This is a genomic window from Oribacterium sinus (assembly GCF_014202695.1).
GTDB classification, from domain to species: domain Bacteria; phylum Bacillota; class Clostridia; order Lachnospirales; family Lachnospiraceae; genus Oribacterium; species Oribacterium sinus.
This window is the reverse complement of sequence record NZ_JACHHH010000005.1, coordinates 71,974-90,638: the sequence shown is the minus strand read 5'-3', so window position 1 is coordinate 90,638 and position 18,665 is coordinate 71,974. Positions and strand designations below refer to the sequence as shown.

At 42.8% G+C, this 18,665-nt stretch carries 16 protein-coding genes; 15 read left to right on the top strand and 1 reads right to left on the bottom strand.

Annotated features, from left to right (window positions below; genetic code table 11):
• Nucleotides 1-160: 160 nt before the first annotated feature.
• The 13 genes from HNQ46_RS05845 (at nucleotide 161) to greA (ending at nucleotide 14,386) form a co-directional block, all read left to right on the top strand.
• Nucleotides 161-1,606: an ATP-binding protein gene (locus tag HNQ46_RS05845; RefSeq protein WP_243155861.1), complete on the top strand. Its 1,446-nt coding sequence runs from the start codon at nucleotides 161-163 to the stop codon at nucleotides 1,604-1,606.
• Nucleotides 1,607-1,711: 105 nt separating this feature from the next.
• Entirely contained in the window at nucleotides 1,712-1,954 is a 243-nt protein-coding gene (locus tag HNQ46_RS05840) for a hypothetical protein (protein WP_183683952.1), read from the top strand.
• 42 nt (nucleotides 1,955-1,996) lie between these two features.
• Nucleotides 1,997-2,356, top strand: coding sequence for a hypothetical protein (locus HNQ46_RS05835; RefSeq protein ID WP_243155860.1), 360 nt, complete (start codon nucleotides 1,997-1,999; stop codon nucleotides 2,354-2,356).
• A gap of 210 nt (nucleotides 2,357-2,566) precedes the next feature.
• Nucleotides 2,567-4,237 (top strand): M3 family oligoendopeptidase, encoded by a 1,671-nt coding sequence (locus HNQ46_RS05830; protein ID WP_183683796.1) that lies wholly within the window; start codon nucleotides 2,567-2,569, stop codon nucleotides 4,235-4,237.
• Between the two features lie 109 nt (nucleotides 4,238-4,346).
• A complete protein-coding gene (locus HNQ46_RS05825; protein ID WP_183683795.1) occupies nucleotides 4,347-5,840 on the top strand; it encodes an aminotransferase class I/II-fold pyridoxal phosphate-dependent enzyme in 1,494 nt (497 codons plus the stop codon).
• 193 nt (nucleotides 5,841-6,033) lie between these two features.
• On the top strand, nucleotides 6,034-7,815 hold the full coding sequence (locus HNQ46_RS05820; protein WP_183683794.1) for an ABC transporter ATP-binding protein: 1,782 nt from the start codon (nucleotides 6,034-6,036) through the stop codon (nucleotides 7,813-7,815).
• 156 nt (nucleotides 7,816-7,971) lie between these two features.
• Nucleotides 7,972-9,333 carry an ATP-binding protein gene (locus HNQ46_RS05815; protein ID WP_183683793.1) on the top strand — a complete coding sequence of 454 codons (1,362 nt, stop codon included), beginning with the start codon at nucleotides 7,972-7,974 and terminating at the stop codon, nucleotides 9,331-9,333.
• 298 nt (nucleotides 9,334-9,631) lie between these two features.
• Nucleotides 9,632-10,261 carry a class I SAM-dependent methyltransferase gene (locus HNQ46_RS05810; RefSeq protein ID WP_183683792.1) on the top strand — a complete coding sequence of 210 codons (630 nt, stop codon included), beginning with the start codon at nucleotides 9,632-9,634 and terminating at the stop codon, nucleotides 10,259-10,261.
• A 318-nt stretch (nucleotides 10,262-10,579) separates the two neighbouring features.
• Nucleotides 10,580-11,902: a hemolysin family protein gene (locus HNQ46_RS05805; protein ID WP_183683790.1), complete on the top strand. Its 1,323-nt coding sequence runs from the start codon at nucleotides 10,580-10,582 to the stop codon at nucleotides 11,900-11,902.
• A gap of 134 nt (nucleotides 11,903-12,036) precedes the next feature.
• The gene (locus HNQ46_RS05800) at nucleotides 12,037-12,405 is read left to right on the top strand and encodes a FeoB-associated Cys-rich membrane protein (RefSeq protein WP_183683788.1); all 369 of its coding nucleotides are present in this window, start codon (nucleotides 12,037-12,039) and stop codon (nucleotides 12,403-12,405) included.
• A 354-nt stretch (nucleotides 12,406-12,759) separates the two neighbouring features.
• A complete protein-coding gene (locus HNQ46_RS05795) occupies nucleotides 12,760-13,338 on the top strand; it encodes an NUDIX hydrolase (protein WP_183683786.1) in 579 nt (192 codons plus the stop codon).
• Nucleotides 13,335-13,865 carry an adenine phosphoribosyltransferase gene (locus HNQ46_RS05790; RefSeq protein WP_183683784.1) on the top strand — a complete coding sequence of 177 codons (531 nt, stop codon included), beginning with the start codon at nucleotides 13,335-13,337 and terminating at the stop codon, nucleotides 13,863-13,865. Before HNQ46_RS05795 ends, HNQ46_RS05790 begins: the two co-directional genes overlap by 4 nt.
• A gap of 17 nt (nucleotides 13,866-13,882) precedes the next feature.
• Nucleotides 13,883-14,386, top strand: a complete 504-nt coding sequence (gene greA / locus HNQ46_RS05785; protein WP_007157616.1) for a transcription elongation factor GreA — start codon at nucleotides 13,883-13,885, stop codon at nucleotides 14,384-14,386.
• Between the two features lie 183 nt (nucleotides 14,387-14,569).
• Here greA and HNQ46_RS05780 read toward each other — a convergent pair whose 3' ends face one another.
• Nucleotides 14,570-15,031, bottom strand: coding sequence for a CBS domain-containing protein (locus HNQ46_RS05780; protein ID WP_007157615.1), 462 nt, complete (start codon nucleotides 15,029-15,031; stop codon nucleotides 14,570-14,572).
• A 325-nt stretch (nucleotides 15,032-15,356) separates the two neighbouring features.
• On the opposite strand from HNQ46_RS05780, the gene HNQ46_RS05775 reads away from it, so the two are divergent.
• Together HNQ46_RS05775 and HNQ46_RS05770 are read left to right on the top strand one after the other, a co-directional pair.
• Nucleotides 15,357-17,618 (top strand): RelA/SpoT family protein, encoded by a 2,262-nt coding sequence (locus tag HNQ46_RS05775; protein WP_183683782.1) that lies wholly within the window; start codon nucleotides 15,357-15,359, stop codon nucleotides 17,616-17,618.
• A 1-nt stretch (nucleotide 17,619) separates the two neighbouring features.
• Nucleotides 17,620-18,252, top strand: coding sequence for an MBL fold metallo-hydrolase (locus HNQ46_RS05770; RefSeq protein ID WP_183683780.1), 633 nt, complete (start codon nucleotides 17,620-17,622; stop codon nucleotides 18,250-18,252).
• Nucleotides 18,253-18,665: the final 413 nt, after the last annotated feature.

Genomic DNA, 18,665 nt, shown 5'->3' with positions numbered 1-18,665 from the left:
AATGGCATAGAGGCTTTTTTCATGTCTACTTTTCTTGGCTGCTACATGTCTACTTTTCTTGACTGCTACACAATCATTATGCAATCTTGGAAAAGTGTCAAAATTAGTGTGAAAATACCTTGGAAAAGTGTCAAAATTAGCTTGAAAATACCTTGGAAAAATGTCAAAATATAAGTCAAAATACCTTGGAAAAATGTCATTGGCCGGCTTAAGAGAAATGACTTATGGCGCTGTTATGCCGGATTTTGGAGAAAAGATGCTGAAAAGAAAAATTGAAAAAGACCTTTTGAATTGGATTACAAGTGGAGAAAAAGCCTTACTGATTTATGGTGTTCGTCAGGCAGGAAAGACCTATATTATTCGAGCATGCCTAGAGCAGTCAGGCTGTGATTATGTTGAGTTTAACCTTATTAGCCAAGCGGAAATAGTGGATATTTTGCGTGAAGCGAATAGTATTGATGATCTTATTTTAAAGCTGTCTTTGTACAGCAGTAAGAAGATAATTCCCGGAAAAACAATCATTTTCTTTGATGAAATTCAGCGATACAAAGAAATTGTTACTAAGATAAAGTTTCTTGTAGAGGATAAGCGTTTTCGTTATGTCTTATCGGGATCTTTGCTAGGAATAGAACTGGTTAATTTGAAGTCAGCACCGGTAGGATATTTGCAGACTCTAAAAATGTTTCCCCTTGATTTTGAAGAGTTCCTTCAAATCTTTAATGTTGAAGATAAAGTATTAGAGAGGCTTCGCAGTTCCTTTTTATCCAAGACTCCGGTAGATGAAGTATTTCATCAAAAAATAATGGAGATATTTAATTTGTATCTCATTATAGGGGGGATGCCTGCTGCTGTGGAGCAATATCGTAAAACAGAAAATATAGATAATGTCATAGAGGAACACAAAGCCATTATCGAGCAATATAAGTTAGATTTTACACAATACGAGGAAGAGAATCGGAAATTATTACTTACGCAAATTTATGAACTGATTCCCGCAGAATTAAATGAAAAAAATAAGCGTTTTAAGCTTACGGATATTAAGGCGAATCTTCGATTTGAAAGAGTTTCTGATAGTTTTACATGGCTTTGGAAGGCCGGAGTTGCACTAGCAACTTTTAATACGACAGAACCGACAGTTCCGCTTTTACTCAACGAAAAAAGTACTTTATTTAAACTGTTTTTGTCCGATGTGGGTTTGCTCACAAGCCTGTATGGAAAGTCCTGTAAATTAAAAATTGTTAGTAAAGAAAAAGATATCAATAAAGGCTCCGTATATGAAAATGTGATTGCTCAGGAGCTTTGTGCACATAATTATCCCTTGTATTATTATAGCAATAAGAAAAAAGGAGAACTGGACTTTATTATTGAGCATGCAGGGGAAGTGCTTCCCATTGAAGTAAAAAGCGGAAAGGATTATGAGAAACATTCCGCTTTGGATAACGTATTACGTGTTCCTGAATATGGCATAAAAAACGCATACGTTTTTACAAATGATAATGTAAAAACAATAGGGCGGATTAGCTATTTTCCAATCTATATGGTGATGTTTTTAGAAGAGAAATCCATTGACTTTGTAGATATATCTTTGGATAAGTATAAGCTGTAATTAGTGGATTGATTAGAAGGGAGCATAATAATCATTGACAAATCATTTAGCCAAATATAGTATAGATAAAAAAGTGGGAAATCCCACATACATAGGAGGAAGATGATGGAAGCAGCAAAGGAGTATAATGTTCACCTTGATAATAAAAAGAGAGTTACTTTGCGCGGTGCTTTATACCAATATTATAACGTTAAGGAATATGAAAATGGTTGTATTATGCTAGAGCCTCGTGAATTGACGGTTCCGGATACTATTTCTGCACGTACTTTGAAAGATATGGATAAGGCTATCAGCAATTATAAACAAGGATACGTATCAGATCCTATAGATCTCTCGGATTTTGGATAGTGTGAATATATGAGTTTTATAATACGTATGGGACTTCCGGAGATGGAAGAATTGTGGAATAAACTTCAATCTGAATATAGAGTCGGGACAATCAGTAAAAATGATGCAATTATTTTCAAAAAGTGGGGAAAAGCTTTAAAGTTGTTATCAGAAAATCCCAGACATCCTAGTCTGAGAACGCACGATATAGAAGCATTATCGGAGCGATATGGAGAACGTGTGTGGCAATCCTATCTTGAAAATAAAACCAGTGGAGCAATGAGAATGTATTGGGTATATGGCCCTGATCAAAAGTCTATAACTATTATCGGACTGGAGCCACATCCGGAGGATAAGAAGAATGGTGCATATGAAAGAATTACTCTATCAGATCTCCCTCTCATGAAAAAAGATGAATCATAAAACAAGCAAACATAAGTGTGAATTTTTTCTTTGGCCTTATAGTGTCCGAACTTAATAGATGGGGATGTAAAAATCATTTTGATTTTTACATCCCCTATTTTTTCTGTGCAAAAGGCTAAAGGAAAAACACAAAACTTATGGAATATTCCCATAGAAATGTTATGCTTATACCGATTGTTTTACATTGTGCTTTATGAATTGGAGGATAATATGAAATTTACCGAATTTCCCTATGAGAGAATTGATTTTGATAAACTGAAGGCTGATTTTTTGGAGCTGTGTGAGGGAGTAGATAAGGCGGAGTCCGGGGAGGAGCTTTTTGCCCTGCATCAAAAATACTATAAGCTGGTGGATGATGTGATGACGGAAAGTGTGATTGCCAGCATTCGAAACGATATTGACATGACGGATCCCTTCTATGAGAAGGAGAGAGCCTTTTATGATGCCAATATGCCCATTTTCCGAAATCTCTTAGTGGACTACCAAATGCGGGTTTACCATTCTCCCCATAGAGCCTATATGGAAGAAAAGCTTGGGCATGTAGCCTTTAAAAACATGGAGCTGGCGCAGAAGGCGGTAGACATTTCTCTGATTCCCCTGATGCAAAAGGAAAATGAATTGACCACCGAATACAGTAAGCTTCTGGCTTCCGCAAAGATTCCCTGGGAGGGAGAGAATCTGAATCTGTCTCTTATGACACCCTACCTTACGGCAGAGGATAGAGAGGTGCGTAAAAAGGCATGGAAGGCCTATACCAAGTTCTTTGAGGACAATGGGGAGAAGCTGGACTCTATCTATGATGCCTTGGTCAAGAATCGTACCGAGCAGGGGCAGATGATGGGGTATCCGGATTTCACGGAAATCGGCTATGCCAGAATGAATCGAAACTGCTACGGGGAAAGGGAGATTGCATCCTTCCGTCAGCAGGTAAAACGGGATTTGGTACCCTTTGTTCAGAAGCTTCATGAGAGAAGAAGACAGCGTCTTGGACTGGATAAGCTCTATTACTATGATGAAGGGGTATTTTTCAAGGAGGGAAATCCTGCCCCCATCGGAACACCGGAGGAAATCCTGGCAGCAGGGCAGAAGATGTACGATGCTCTTTCTCCGGAAACCTCCAAGTTTATGCAGGATATGATGAAAATGGAGCTTTTCGATGTGCTGGGCAGAAAGAACAAGAGAACCGGCGGCTATATGGAAATGCTTCCCAACTACCACATGCCCTTTATCTTTGCCAACTTCAACGGAACAGCCGGAGACTGTGACGTGATTACCCACGAATGCGGGCACGCCTTCCAGGGCTATATTACAGCGGATTTGCCCATCCATGAGCATAATCAGTTGACCATGGAAACGGCGGAAACCCACTCCATGTCCATGGAATTTTTTACCGAGCCTTGGATGGATTTATTCTTTGGAGATCGGGCAAAGGACTACCTTTCCATGCATTTTGAAGAGTTCCTGATGTTTATCCCCTACGGCACCATGGTGGATGAGTTCCAAAACATTGTCTATAAGAATCCGAAAATGACTCCGAAGGAGAGAAAGCTGCTTTGGAGAACCCTGGAGCAGGAGTATAAGCCACATTTGGATTATGCGGACAATGCCTTTATGGAAGAGGGGGGCTTCTGGCAGAAGCAGCACCATATCTATGACCTACCTTACTATTACATTGATTACTGCATTGCCGGCATCAATGCCTTACAGTACAAGGCTTGGATGGATAAGGATTTTCAGGGGGCATGGAAGAGCTATATGGACTTCTCCAAGTACTCCGCATCCCTGTTTTTTACGGAACTGGAGGAAAAGGTTGGCCTCATGAATCCCTTTAAAGAGGGAACCATTAAGAAGATTGTAGAGGACTTGGAGAAGAATCTATAAAAGAATCTGTAAAAGGGTTTGTAAAAGTAATAAAAAAGCTTTATTTGAAAATATCGTGAAGCACGCTATATCATCTTAAGCTTTGCTTATATGTCAGAGAGGGATACAAATGAACGATCAATCGAAAGAGGGGCGGAATCCTTCCCCTTCTCCTTTAGAAAAATATTTTCAGCACTACAATGAAAAAAATCTCCTTCCCCTGCATATGCCGGGGCATCAAAGAAAGGCGGAAATGGGTACAGCCCTTCCTTATGCCTATGATTACACGGAGGTAGAGGACTTGGACAATCTTCATACTCCGGAAGGAATTTTGCAGGAAGCCATGAATCGCACCGCCGCTTACTATGGCTGTTCGTATTGCTTCTATCTTGTAAATGGCAGTTCCTCCGGTTTGCAGGCGGGTATTTTCACTCTGCTGGAAGAGGGAGATGAGGTAGTGGTGGCAAGAAATTGCCACCGCTCTGTTTTTTATGCCCTATCTCTCCGAAAGGCAAAGATTCATTTTCTTCTGCCGGAGTTTTGGGAGGACTTTTCCTGCTTTGGATCCATTTCCCCGAAGGAAGTGGAAAGACTGCTTGGGGAGTTTCCAAAGAGCAAGGCTTTGATTTTTACCAGCCCAAGCTATGAGGGAGTGGTCTCCGATGTGGAAGGGATTGCAAGGCTTTGCCATGAAAATGGTCTTTCCCTTCTGGTGGATGAAGCTCATGGAGCCCATTTTTCTCCGAAAAAGGGAGCTTCCTTTCCGGAGTCGGCTATTGCCCTAGGGGCGGATTTGGTGGTGCAAAGCCCCCACAAAACCCTTTGCTCCTTAACCCAGAGTGCCTGGATATTGGGGAATGGACAAAGATACAGTAGGGAAAAGCTGTCTTTCTATCTTTCCGTATTTCAAACGACCTCTCCCTCTTATCCTTTGATGCTTTCTTTGGAAAAGGCAACGACGCTATTAGAAAGAGAGGGAGAAGCTTTATTTTCTCATTGGAAGGAAGTGATGAGGGGCTTTCGAGAGAAGACAAGAACACTTTCCTATTTTACTTTTCTTTGGGAGAAGGAAGAGGCTTGCTTTGCTATGGATTTTACTAAGATATTTCTACGAGCCCGAGGAATCCCCAAGCTTAGACTGGGAAAGGACTTGGCTAAGCTTCTTCGGGAAGATTACGGCATTGAATCGGAAATGCATAGCGGAGAAAATCTGCTTTTGATGACAGGACCCTTTATTTCGGAAGAGGAACTGGATAGATTGTTTATTGCCTTGAAGGATATAGAAAGAAGATTTGGGGAGGAGAAGGGAAAGCCACTCCGTTCTAAACTCCTATCCTCTGCCCTGTATCAAATTTCTATAGCGGATAATACTTTGCAAATTTCAGAAGGCCTAAAAGAAGGGGAGGAGCTTAATCTTCGTGACGGGGAAGGGCGCATTTGCCTGGAATATCTTAGCCTTTATCCCCCCGGTATTCCCCTGCTTTTCCCGGGAGAGAAGCTTACAGCGGAAAAGATTCAAGGGATAGAAGCTCTGGAAAAAGAAGGCATAGAGCTTCAGTACTCTAGGCACAGACAGGGGGAGAGAGGAAAGCTTATTTTCCAAAAGGATAAGGGAAATATGTAAAGGAAAAGCATAGAGGAAAGTATAGAGGAAAGTATAGAGAAAAGCATAGAGAAAAGTACAATGGAAGAACTTCGGAAGCTTAGTGTGAGGCTTTTTAAAGACGAATAAAAGACTTATAGAAGCGTGACAAGAGAGTATATAAGGGTATAAAAATAGGACAATAGAGTATGACAGCAGGAAGGAAAAGAACAGTATGAAGCAGCGTAATCCCTTAAGTCAAAGCTTTTTTCAAGGCAATCGGAAAAATCTATTTATGGCGGTTTTGGGTACCACGGTTTTGTCCGTGGGTATTCTTTCTGTACCGCAACTGATGCAGATTTTGATTGATTTCCTATCCGGAAATCGCCGTTACAGTATGCATCAAATCATCCTAATGGCCGTAGCGGTGTTACTGATGGTGAGCTTTTCCGGCCTTTGTACCTACTATTTTCGGACGAAGTTCAGCACCAAGGCGGTCTTTCAGTATCGGAAAATGGCCTATCATTATCTGTCCAAAAAGAAGGTGACAGAGTTTTACGGACAGAATACGGCGGTGTATCTTTCTGCCCTGAATACGGATTTACAAAAAATCAAAGAGGATTTTTTGGACCAGATTCCCATACTTTCCCAAATCGTCATTTGCGGAATAGGGGCTGTATTGGTAATGATTCGCTACAATTTCTTTTTAGCCATGATGGCCTGTCTCATTTCCCTGATTCCCTTTTTTGCCGCTCTTTTCTCCGGAAGAAATATGGAGAAGATTGAGGAGAATTTATCCAAGGAAAATGCAGAATATTTAGCATTTTTGAAGGACTTTGCCATTGGCTTTACCATCATTAAGTCCTATAAGGTGGAAGGAATTTTTTCAGCTCTTCACGATAAAATCTGCCAAAAGGTGGAAGCTCGCATGGAAGAGCGGGAAAAATGTGTGGAGAAAATCAATTACTTTGCCGCCATTTCCGGCTATATCACCCAGTTTGCCATTTTGCTCCTATGCGCTGTTGTGGCCTATAGAAGTAAAAGTATTTCCGTGGGAACTGTGCTGGCCTTTTCTCGACTGATTAACTATATCATTGATCCGGTGACAGAGCTTCCGGGAATGCTTAGTAAGGCAAGAACCGCCTATGCTCTTTCCGAACAATTTTGGGAGAAGATAGAAAAAGGGGAGCAGGAGGAACAGCAGGAACAGCAGCAGAGGAGCAGTGAAATTGTTCAGGACGGTTATCATCAGCATACCGACACAGACTCCCATGAGAAAGCCCTTCCCATCCCGTCTTTACAGGGAGATATTTGCTTCTCCCGTCTTTCCTTTTCTTATACTCCGGAAAAGCAGGTTTTGAAGGACTTTACTCTGCGGGTAAAGGAGGGAGAAAAGCTGATCCTTCTGGGAGCTTCCGGTTCAGGAAAGTCCTCCATTCTAAAGCTTCTTATGGGGATCGAGCGAAGCCAGGGAGGAGAGATTTCTATTGGAAACAGGCAACTTTCTACCCTTCCCGAGGAAAGCCTCTTTCGTTCGATTTCCTATATTCAACAGGAGGTCTTTATTTTTGACGGCAGTATTTATGAGAACATTACTCTGTTTCAGGACTATGGTAAAGAGGAGCTGGAGCTGGCCATTGAAAAGTCCGGTTTAAAAAATCTGATTTCGGAGAAAGGTTTGGATTATCCTTGCGGGGAAAATGGAGCGGCCCTTTCCGGAGGAGAACGGCAAAGAATCAATATTGCCAGAAGTCTCCTTCGAAAAACCCCTATCCTCCTTGCGGATGAGATTACTGCAGCTTTGGATAAGGAAAATAGCTATCTGGTGTTGGATTCCCTTTTATCCTTGGAGAATATCACGGAGATTTTGGTACTCCATGACTTGGATTCCAGGATTTTAAATCGTGTAGATAGGATTTGTGTGTTAAAAGAAGGGGAGATCGTAGAGGAAGGAATCTTCTCTGAACTTATGGAAAAGAAGGGATATTTTTACTCGCTCTTTACGATGGAGCAGTAAGGAGGTATCTATGCCATTTTTCATGAAATGTGAGAAAAAGGCAAAAAGTGGCTCATGAAATGTGAGAAAAAGGCAAAAAGTGGCTCATAAAATGTGATGAAAGGCGTTGAAGTGGCTATTTTTTTGTGATACCATCCCTTTATGGAGGGGTGAAACATGTATTTTAAAAGAAAGATAGATGATTTTTTGCAGGAATGGAAGGCGGATTCCAAGCATAAGCCTTTGATCATTAAGGGTGCCAGACAAATAGGAAAGACGGAATCCATTTTACATTTTGCAAAACAGAACTATAAAAATATCGTTTATATCAATTTTGCTCTGGAAAAAAAGTTCATGCAGATTTTAGCAGATGGGTATGATGTGGAAAGTGTGACCAGAAATATCACCTTGGCAGACCCGTCTATTCAGTTTATTCCGAAGGAAAGCATTATTCTTTTTGATGAAATACAGGAGCATCCTGATGTGGCTACTACCTTGAAATCCTTCCATAGAGATGGAAATTATGATGTGATTTGTAGCGGATCCATGCTGGGGATAAATTATAAAAGAATTCACAGTAATAGCGTGGGCTCTAAAATAGACTATGAAATGTTTTCTATGGATTTTGAAGAATTCCTTTGGGCAAAGGGCTATAGGGAGGAGCAGATTGCCAGTATCCTTAGCCACATGCTGGAGAACAAACCATTTAACGAGAATGAGCTCTCCATTTTCAAAGAACTTTTTCTCAGCTATTCAGTCCTTGGGGGAATGCCGGATGTGGTAAAGCAGTATTTGGAGACGGGAACATTTTCCGGCACTCTGGATTTACAGAATCAGATTCGCTTGGACTATGAAGAGGATGTCAGAAAGTACGCAGAGGGCTTGGATCAGACGAAGATTATTAGTGTCTATCGAAGTATTCCTGCTCAGCTTGCTAAGGAAAATAAGAAGTTTCAATTTAATAAAGTGGCGAAAAATGCCAGATCTCGAGAATATAGCGGCTGCATCGATTGGCTAAAGGATGCAGGTATCATCATGGAATGTAACTGCCTCCAATTCCCCGAGCTTCCTTTGAAGGGAAATATCGAAGAAAGCAAATACAAACTATATTATATGGATACCGGTCTGTTGATTTCTTCCTTGGATGAGGAGGCGCAGGAGGACCTTAGAGTCAATAAGAACCTGGGGGTGTATAAGGGGGCTTTATATGAAAACTTTGTTGCAGAGGCTTTTGTGAAGCAAGGTTTTGGGCTCTATTATTATAAGAAGGAAAATGCCAGCCTGGAGGAAGATTTTTTTGTGCGTACCCAAAATGCTTTGGTTCCGGTAGAGGTGAAGGCTAATAGCAATCAATCAAAGGCACTTTCCGCCTTGATTAGCAATAAGAGATACCAGGATATTTCATTTGGGATAAAATTTGGAGATGTAAATGTGGGATATGCCAATCAGATTTATACCTTCCCTTATTTTTGTGCGTTTAAATTGAAGGAGTATCTGAAGAAAAAGGAATTTGGGGAAGTGGAAAGATGTAGTGATTAAGGGGGAATAATCAAGAAGAATAAAGGGGAATATGGAAGTGGCTACAATTTGTAGCCGATTTAAATATAAAATGGGGATAACCAATACGTGACAAAATGTCACACAGTGTAGGTAGGACTAAAAGTAAAAAGCTGTAAAAATATCCCATAGTTACCCCCTTCCCCCATCTCCCTGTTGACAAGCCTGGCTTTGTCCCATAAAATTAATTTTACGAATAAATTAAGACTTGCGAAGAGGGACTAGAAAGAAAAAAGGGGATGCTAGGAGCAAGATTCCCCAAGATTTCAGGAGGAAGACAATGGGGCTTTTGCAGAATTTCTCGAAACCCAGAGGATTTTTTGGGAGAGTCATTAGCCTATTAATGAATTATGGAGAGCATGCCAAGCTGGGGCACTGGGGCATGTCTTTTGTGGAACTGCCGATTCAGGCGGATATTTTGGATTTGGGCTGCGGGGGAGGCGGCAATCTGGAACGGTGGTTGGAGCGTTATCCGGATGCCCATGTCAGCGGCATTGATCATTCCCCGGTATCTGTTTCCATTGCGGAAGGCTGGAATGAAAAGGCGATTTCTCAGGATAGATGCGAGGTGATTTTAAGTGGAGTGAATAAGCTTCCCTTTCGGAATGAGAGCTTCGATGCCATTTCCAGCTTTGAAAGCATTTACTTTTGGAAAAATATGGATAAAGCCTTGGCGGAGGCGTATCGAGTTTTAAAACCGGGAGGAGTACTTCTTCTGGCGGTTACGCATGATAAGGAAAGTAAGTGTTGTTCCATGACTAAGAAAATTCATGGCGCAAGACTTTATGATGAGGCGGAATTGAAGTCTTATCTGGAAAATGCCGGTTTTCTGAAGTTTCGTTATATCCGGGCAAAGAAGAAGCCTTGGCGTATTGCTCTTTGCCGAAAGGGAATACCGGTGGAGTTATAATTTTGAGAACGGGATTTGTAATCCGTTATACTTTTAAAATACCTGAGGGGAAAACGCTTCCGGTATTTTGAAATTTGACAAAGCGGGGGAGATTCCGTATAATGCCTGTATTCTTTTCAGTTGAGGAAAGAGACAAGAAGGGGAAGAACATGGACGAAGACGGGGACGCGGATAACGGAAGTCCTAAGAATCATATAGTGAGAAGGTATAGTGTGTAGGACACGCTATACCTTTTTCTGCAGTTCATTTTTCGAGTATTCCCGGAACAAAAAACTATTCCAAGGATTTTGGAGTTAAGGAGGATTTTTAAACACAGCTATGCTTGGTCGAGTCATACTCTTGTTTGTACTGATTTTCATTAACGGATTTTTTTCCTGCGCGGAAATTGCGGTTTTGCAGATGGGAGAGGGAAAAATAAGAAAGCTTGCGGAGGACGGAAGCCTAAATGCAAAGCATCTTTTAAAGCTTGTGGAAGAGCCTTCCCGCTTTTTGTCCACCATTCAGGTGGCGATTACTCTGGCGGGATTTCTCTCCAGTGCCTTTGCGGCAGAGAGCTTTGCGGGATATTTGGACAAGCTCCTGGTAAAGCTACCTATCCCCAATACGGAGAGCATGATGCACCCCCTTTCTATTGTGCTGATTACCCTGCTTCTATCCTATATCAGTATTGTTTTCGGAGAGTTGGTGCCGAAACGCTTGGCGCAGGTATATAAAGAGCCTATAGCGCTTTTCATTGCCCCGGTACTGCGGATTGTGTCTATTATTTCCATGCCCATCGTTTTCTTTCTTTCCGCATCCACCAATGCGGTACTGAAGCTTCTGAAAATCGATCCGGAAAGAGATATCAATGCCGTTTCCGAGGAAGACATTTTGATGATGATTGATGAGGGAATGGAAAGCGGCATCTTTGAATCCAGTGAAAATGAGTGGATTCAAAATGTGTTTGAATTTAAAGATCTTACGGTGGAAGACGTTTGCACCCACAGAACAGATGTGGCTATGCTTTATATTGAGGATACGGACCGGCAGTGGAGACATACCATCCATGAAAACCGTTTTGCCAGTTACCCGATTTGCGGTGAGGACAATGACGATATCATCGGTGTCTTGAATACCAAGGATTATTTCCGCCTAAACGACTTAAGCAGACCCAATGTTATGCGGAATGCGGTGGATCGCCCCTTCTTCATTTCTCAGAATATGAAGGTTTCCGACCTTTTCAAAATCATGCAAAAGGAAAGAAAGTACTATGGGATAGTGCTGGATGAGTACGGCGGAATGACGGGAATTGTTACCCTCCATGACCTGATTGAGGCCTTGGTGGGGGACCTTCATGAGGAGGATGAGCTTCCGGAGCCGGAGCCTATTGAGCAGATTTCTGAAAATGAGTGGAGCATTCTCGGCTCTGCAGATTTGGAGGATGTGAATGAAGCCCTGAAGATTCATCTGGATTTAGAGGCAGCGGATACCTTTGGCGGTTATATTATGGGAATTATCGGTAGGGTGCCGGAGGACGGATCCTCCTTGCACTTGGATACGGACGGTCTGAGTATCGATGTGGCGGAAATCAAGAACCACCGTATCGGAAAGACTATCGTACACAAGGAAGAGACGGAAGAGGAAGAAGAAAAGGAAAAATAAGACCCGGTGCATCACGATAGGAAAAATAAAATTTTTCAAAATTCCTTGACAGGAGAAAACAAGAGACTAAACTAAAGAAGTTAGACATAGCTAATGAATTTAAGCTAAACTTGTTTTCAGAGAGGAAGAACAGCATGGGAAATTTTGTCATCTTGGCACTGGTAGGCGTAATTATCGTTTTTGCGGTAAGAAGTGTCATTAAAAGAGGAAAAAATGGTTGTTGCGGCGGAGGAGAATGCAGTGTGGATTCCGTAAAGGTTTCCGACAAGGTGGAAGGACATTATCCTTTTAAAGCCATAATTTCCGTAGACGATATGCATTGCGGAAACTGTAAGAAGAAGGTGGAAAATGCCTTAAATGCCATTGCCGGTGTCTGGGCTACGGTGGATTTAAGCAGTCATACAGCGGAAGTGCGGATGAAGGAAGAGCACAGCGAGGAAGAGCTTAGAGAGCATATCAACAAGGCGGGATACGGAGTTTCTAAGGTGGAGTTTTCCAAGTAAGATTACTGAAATTAATCTTTATAGGATTTTTCGGGGGAGATTTTTTAAATGGACTTTCCGAATGGACTTTCCGAATGGAATTTCCAATTTTTTTCTAAAGTGAAATTTCTTAATTGATTTTCCAAAAGGGTGAAGAGAGGAAGCGTTGCGTTTCCTTCTGTTCGCCTTTTTTTTCGTTTCTAAAGGGAGTTCTTTCGACATCCAAAGGGGGAGTTCTTTCGACATTCGAAGGGGGGAAATCTTTTGTTAAATCATGGAGATATCCCTATAAGTATGTTAGAATAAAGAAGTTTGAGGGGAAAATCTTATAGAGAATTTCAAATCAAAATCTTTCGGAATAGGAGTGTTTGAAAGATGGAAGAAAAGAAAAAGCAGGAAGAGAAAAAAGAAGAGCTTCCGGTTCGTTTACTGGAACGAAAGCTCCGCTACAAGGGCTCGGTGCTGGAGGTCTATGAAGATACGGTGGATGTGTCCGGTCATGTGACCCACTGGGACTTTATTCATCATATGGGAGCCGCGGCGGTACTTCCGGTCTTAGAGGACGGAAGGCTTCTCATGGTTCGGCAATACCGTCATGCGCTGTCGCGTTTTACCCTGGAAATTCCGGCGGGAAAGCGGGATAGTGAAGAGGAAGACTTTCTTCTTTGTGCAAAGAGGGAGCTGGAGGAGGAAACGGGCTATAAGAGTGAGGCTTTAGAGCTTCTTCTTTGGGTCAATACCACGGTGGCCTTTTTGGATGAAAAGATTGCCATTTATCTTGCCAAGGATTTGAAGAAGGGACAGCAGTGCTTTGATGAAGATGAGGAGATCTTCTTGGAGGCTTGGGCGCTGGAGGACTTACTGAAATTGATTTCGGACGGAAAGATGACAGACAGCAAAACTGTGGCGGCCATTCAGGCCTATGCCATAAAGAACTTGAGGGGAGAACTATGAAAAGAGAGCATTTAGCAGATTATGTATTGTCCATTCCGGATTTTCCGGAGAAGGGAGTAATCTTCCGTGATATTACTTCTTTGATTCAGGATCCGGACGGATTGAAGGATTCCGTAGATGGCTTAATCCGGTCTTTAAAGGATGTGGATTTTGATCTTGTCATCGGTCTGGAGAGCCGGGGCTTTATCTTCGGAACAGCCATCGCCTATGAGTTGCATAAGGGCTTTGTGCCGGTACGAAAGAAGGGAAAGTTGCCCAGAGAGACGGAATCCATTGCCTATGATTTGGAGTATGGCAAGGCTGAGGTGGAGATTCACAAGGATGCCATTCAGAAGGGAACCAAAGTCGTTATCGTGGATGACTTAATCGCGACAGGAGGTACTTTGGAGGCGGCTTGCAAGCTTGTGGAGCGTCTTGGGGGAGAGGTAGCCAAGATTTCCGTGGTGATGGAGCTTGCCGGACTGGAAGGCAGAAAGAAGCTTGAAAACTACTCCTTGGAATCTCTCATTTGCTACGAAGGAAAATAAAGCTTTAGGAGAATAGGATGAGTGAGGAATTAACCCGGGAGGATGTGCGGAAAATCGAGGCGGAGATTCAGAAAAGAAAGCTGGAGATTCGCCCGAAGTTGATTGAGGCGGTGAAGGAGGCCAGAGCCCAGGGAGACCTGTCGGAAAACTTTGAATACTATGCCGCTAAGAAAGAGAAGAATCAAAATGAATCCCGGATTCGTTATTTAGAGCGGGTCTTAAAGTTTGCCAAAGTGATTTCCACAAAGTCGGAAGAGGGCGTTGTGGGGATTAATGACACGGTGGTGGTGTATTTTCCGGAGGATAAAGAGGAAGAGTGCTATCGTCTGGTCACCTCTATTCGAGGGCAATCCCTGGAAGGAAGAATTTCCAATCAGTCTCCTTTGGGAAAGGCACTGATGGGAAAGCGTGTGGGGGAGGAAGTGGAGGTTTTCCTGGAAGGGGGAAGCAGTTATACCGTTTTGATTCGCAGTATTGAAAAAACAGGAGAAAAAGAGGAAGAGGAAATCCGAAAATTCTAGGATTTCCTCTTCCTTTATTCTTAATGATTGTCTCTCGGGTAGTTTGCAATATCCTGTTTTTACCGAGTATCCCTCGTGTAGTATGCGGTATCTCATTTTACCCGAGTGCTCCTCGCGTAGTATGCGATATCTCATTTTACCTGAGTGCCCCTCCTTTGGATTTTCCATTCTGCTTCTTATGCTTTAGCCGGTTAAGGAAGTGTCCTCCGCCATTAACATGGATTCTTCCTTATCCAAAGCCACGAAATCCGCATGACGGTACAGATAGTCCATCAAATCTCGACGTTTTACAATGCCGATAAAGTGTCCCAGGTCATCCACCACCGGCACAAAGTTTTGGGTAAGAGAACGAGCAACCAGTCCCTCCATAGAACTGTTGATTCCCACCGCCTCAAAATGCTTTCGCATAGGGATATCCTTTACCAGTACCTTCTCCGCCTCTTTCAAATCCAGATTCAGTTGATTCTTAATTTCCCAAAGAAGATCCCCTTCCGTCAGAGTGCCGGCAAATTTTCCGTCTTTACTTAAGACGGGAATGGCTGAATACCGGTGAAACTCCATTTTCTCCAAGGTATTTCGCAAACTGTCTTCTTCCTTTACATATGCCACGTCACATTTTGGAGTAAGAAAGAAAAGTATATTCATGCTTGGGACCTCCTGTCATTTTCTGCTCATAGAATGGGACAAAAAGAAAATATCCTTTTGCCCAAGGTAGTATATCGGCAAGAAAGAAAAAGAGTATGAACTTTTCTTTATAATTTTGTAAAAAAAGAAGAATACTTATACATTTTCATCTTATACCGATAGTACTATATTTCTTGTTTCTACTATAAAAAAAAGATATGTACGAATTGTGACAGGCTTATTAAAACTTCCTGCAAATAAAGGCTTAAATTTTTTGAATACTTCGATTTTGACAAGGAAGAGGAGACAGGGTAGAATACAAGAATAGTGACAGATTGGAGTAAGTATGACAGATAAAAAGGAAGACAAGCCCTTAGAGAGACCAAGGGATAATACCCCTCCTGAGGAGCTTTTAAAGATACTTTTGGCAAATGTTCGTTCCTACCATCCTTCAGACGACCTTTCCATGATTGAAAAGGCCTATGAGGTGGCGAAGGAACAGCACAAGGACCAGAAGAGAAAGTCGGGAGAACCCTATATTATTCATCCCCTCTGTGTAGCCATCATTTTGTCCGACCTGGAAATGGATAAAGAAACCATTGCGGCGGGACTCTTACATGATGTGGTGGAAGACACGGGGATGAGCCTTAAGCAGGTAGAGGAAATGTTCAATCCGGACGTTGCCGTACTTGTGGATGGGGTTACCAAGCTGACCCAGTTAAATCTAAATACCGATAAAGTTGAATTGCAGGCGGAGAATCTCAGAAAGATGTTTGTATCCATGGCCAAGGATATCCGGGTCATCATCATCAAGCTGGCGGATCGCTTGCATAATTTGCGTACTTTGGAATACCAGAGCCCGGAGAAACGAAAGGAAAAGGCCAGAGAGTCCCTGGAGATTTATTCTCCCTTAGCGGATCGTCTGGGTATCAGCAAGATTAAGATTGAGATGGACGACCTTTCCTTGAAATACTTGGAGCCGGAAGTTTATTATGATCTGGCGGAGAAGGTGCATTTTAAAAGAGAGGTTCGGGAAGAGCGAATCGACAAGATTGTGCAGGAAGTGCGGGAGCATATCGAAGAGTCCGGCATCAGGGCCAATATCAAGGGACGAATCAAGCATTTCTTCTCCATTTACAAGAAGATGGTCAATCAGAACAAAACCATAGACCAGATCTATGATTTGTTTGCCATCCGTATTATCGTGGATACGGTGAAGGACTGTTATGCCGTGCTGGGCTTTATTCATAAGCTTTACACCCCCATTCCCGGGCGCTTTAAGGACTATATCGCCATGCCTAAGCCCAATATGTACCAGTCCCTTCATACTACGGTAATCGGAAAGGACGGAGTGCCCTTTGAAATCCAGATTCGTACCTTTGAAATGCATAGAACCGCGGAGTTCGGTATTGCCGCCCACTGGAAATATAAAGAAGAGGGAGGCTCTGAGAATAAGGCCACTGAGAATGAAATGACGAAAATGAAGTGGCTCAGCGAAATCCTGGAGTGGCAGAAGGATGAGTCCGACTCCAAAGAATTTATGAAGATGGTAAAGTCCGACCTTTCCCTCTTCAATGAAAGCGTGTACTGCTTTACTCCCACAGGAGACGTGAAGAATCTTCCGGCGGGCTCCACCCCTATCGACTTTGCTTATTCCATCCACTCCGCTGTAGGAAATAAGATGGTAGGAGCCAAGGTTAACGATAAGCTGGTGCCCATTGAATATGTGCTCCATAACGGAGATAGAGTAGATATTATTACCAGCCAGAATTCCAGAGGACCTTCCAGAGATTGGCTGAAAATTGTAAAGTCCACCCAGGCGAAAAATAAGATTAACCAGTGGTTCCGCCACGAGCAAAAGGATGAAAATATTGACAGAGGTAAGGACCTCCTGGATCGCTATGTGAAAAGTAAGGGACTGAATCTTCCGGATCTTACCAAACCGGAGTATGTGGAGGCAGTGCTTCGCCGTTACAGCTATCGGGATTGGGAAAGCGTTTTAGCCGGTGTAGGTCGAGGGGGTATTAAGGAGTCTCAGGTCATTTCCAAGCTTTTGGATTCCAAACAAAAGGCGGAAAGCAAGACGGTGGACGACAAGACCATTTTGCAAAATATCGGAGAAATGACCAATAAGCCGGAGGTTATCCGAAGAGCCAAATCCGGTATTGTGGTGAAGGGAATCCATGACTTGGCAGTGCGCTACGCAAAGTGCTGTAATCCCGTGCCGGGAGATGAAATTGTGGGCTTTGTGACCAGAGGTCGAGGGATCACCATACACTGTACTGACTGTATCAATATGATGAACCTTCCGGAAGCGGAACGGAAAAGAATGATTGATGCGGAATGGCAGAGAGGACCGGAGCAGGAAAGCTATGCTACGGAACTTACCATTTATGCCAATAACCGTATGGGACAGATTGTGGACATTTCCAAGGTTCTTACGGACAATAAGATTGACATCAGCAGTATGAATTCCCGTACTGCGAAAAATGGCAAGGCCACCATTAATATCAGCTTTGAAATTAAGAGTAGAGAAGAGCTGAACGATATTATCGGAAAGCTGAAGAAGATTCAGGGAATTATAGAGATAGAAAGGGCAAAGGGGTAAGATGTTTAATATACGAAGCCTCACCGTAGGCATTGTGGCAACCAACTGCTATTTGGTTTGGAATAAGGCAACAGGAGAAGGGGTTTTAATCGATCCGGGGGATGAAGCGGAGCGAATTTGTTCAGCCATTGCGGAAGAAAGAGTGAAGCTAAAGGCTATTCTTTTAACCCACGGTCATTTTGACCATATCCTTGTGGCGGAAGAGCTGAGGGAAAAGTACGAGGTGCCCTTATATGCCTCAAAGGATGAAAAGGAAATGCTGGAAAATCCCAAGTGGAACCTTTCCGGTATGGATGAGGGCGTGACAATTACAGAGTATATTCCGGTACAGGACGGAGATAAGCTGGAGCTTTTGGGAAAGGAATGGCAGGTCATTTCCACCCCGGGACACACCAAGGGCTCGGTATGTTACTTTGTACCGGGGGAAATTCCTTATCTTTTTAGCGGAGATACACTTTTCTATGAATCCTACGGACGAACCGACCTTTATGGCGGTTCCGAGGCGGAGATTAAGAAAAGCATTAAAGAAAAGCTATTTTGCCTGCCCGACGAAACCCTGGTTTATCCGGGACATGAAGAAGCAACCACCATTGCCAACGAAAAGCAGTATAATCCGGTGAATTTTATGAGGTAAAGAAGGCGAAGAGAAAGGCCATGGAACGCTTCCCACAGGACAGGAGAAAACCGGGGCACGCTCCCGCTAACCTCGCCACGTAGGGGTACTAAGCTTTTACAAGACAAAAGCTAAGTACCCACGGGCTCAGATTGCCCCTGTTTTCCCCTATCCTGCGGGAAGCTACGGGCCTTGCTCTTCGGGAGGATAAGGCGAAGTGAATGGGACATTGCCATAAAATCGTTGTAACTCTAGTAAAAGAAATTAAAATACAATAAAAATGAAAAGCTGTTGTGTTTCTAAAGATGCTTAGGACACAATGGCTTTTTTGTTCTCTGACTTCCGGTGTAGAACCATCTAAAGTTCGGAGGAATCCATTTTCGGGCTTTTCTAAAATGCAATAGGCATTTTGACGAATTTTTATTTCATGAAAA

What these genes read in the sequence shown, in the direction of transcription:
- greA (WP_007157616.1), top strand. Translation starts at nt 13,883, where the DNA reads ATGAGTGAGGAATTAACCCGGGAGGATGTGCGGAAAATCGAGGCGGAG.
- HNQ46_RS05810 (WP_183683792.1), top strand. Translation starts at nt 9,632, where the DNA reads ATGGGGCTTTTGCAGAATTTCTCGAAACCCAGAGGATTTTTTGGGAGA.
- HNQ46_RS05820 (WP_183683794.1), top strand. Translation starts at nt 6,034, where the DNA reads ATGAAGCAGCGTAATCCCTTAAGTCAAAGCTTTTTTCAAGGCAATCGG.
- HNQ46_RS05835 (WP_243155860.1), top strand. Translation starts at nt 1,997, where the DNA reads ATGGAAGAATTGTGGAATAAACTTCAATCTGAATATAGAGTCGGGACA.
- HNQ46_RS05800 (WP_183683788.1), top strand. Translation starts at nt 12,037, where the DNA reads ATGGGAAATTTTGTCATCTTGGCACTGGTAGGCGTAATTATCGTTTTT.
- HNQ46_RS05770 (WP_183683780.1), top strand. Translation starts at nt 17,620, where the DNA reads ATGTTTAATATACGAAGCCTCACCGTAGGCATTGTGGCAACCAACTGC.
- HNQ46_RS05790 (WP_183683784.1), top strand. Translation starts at nt 13,335, where the DNA reads ATGAAAAGAGAGCATTTAGCAGATTATGTATTGTCCATTCCGGATTTT.
- HNQ46_RS05780 (WP_007157615.1), bottom strand. Translation starts at nt 15,031, where the DNA reads ATGAATATACTTTTCTTTCTTACTCCAAAATGTGACGTGGCATATGTA.
- HNQ46_RS05825 (WP_183683795.1), top strand. Translation starts at nt 4,347, where the DNA reads ATGAACGATCAATCGAAAGAGGGGCGGAATCCTTCCCCTTCTCCTTTA.
- HNQ46_RS05815 (WP_183683793.1), top strand. Translation starts at nt 7,972, where the DNA reads ATGTATTTTAAAAGAAAGATAGATGATTTTTTGCAGGAATGGAAGGCG.
- HNQ46_RS05830 (WP_183683796.1), top strand. Translation starts at nt 2,567, where the DNA reads ATGAAATTTACCGAATTTCCCTATGAGAGAATTGATTTTGATAAACTG.
- HNQ46_RS05795 (WP_183683786.1), top strand. Translation starts at nt 12,760, where the DNA reads ATGGAAGAAAAGAAAAAGCAGGAAGAGAAAAAAGAAGAGCTTCCGGTT.
- HNQ46_RS05805 (WP_183683790.1), top strand. Translation starts at nt 10,580, where the DNA reads ATGCTTGGTCGAGTCATACTCTTGTTTGTACTGATTTTCATTAACGGA.
- HNQ46_RS05775 (WP_183683782.1), top strand. Translation starts at nt 15,357, where the DNA reads ATGACAGATAAAAAGGAAGACAAGCCCTTAGAGAGACCAAGGGATAAT.
- HNQ46_RS05840 (WP_183683952.1), top strand. Translation starts at nt 1,712, where the DNA reads ATGGAAGCAGCAAAGGAGTATAATGTTCACCTTGATAATAAAAAGAGA.
- HNQ46_RS05845 (WP_243155861.1), top strand. Translation starts at nt 161, where the DNA reads ATGTCAAAATATAAGTCAAAATACCTTGGAAAAATGTCATTGGCCGGC.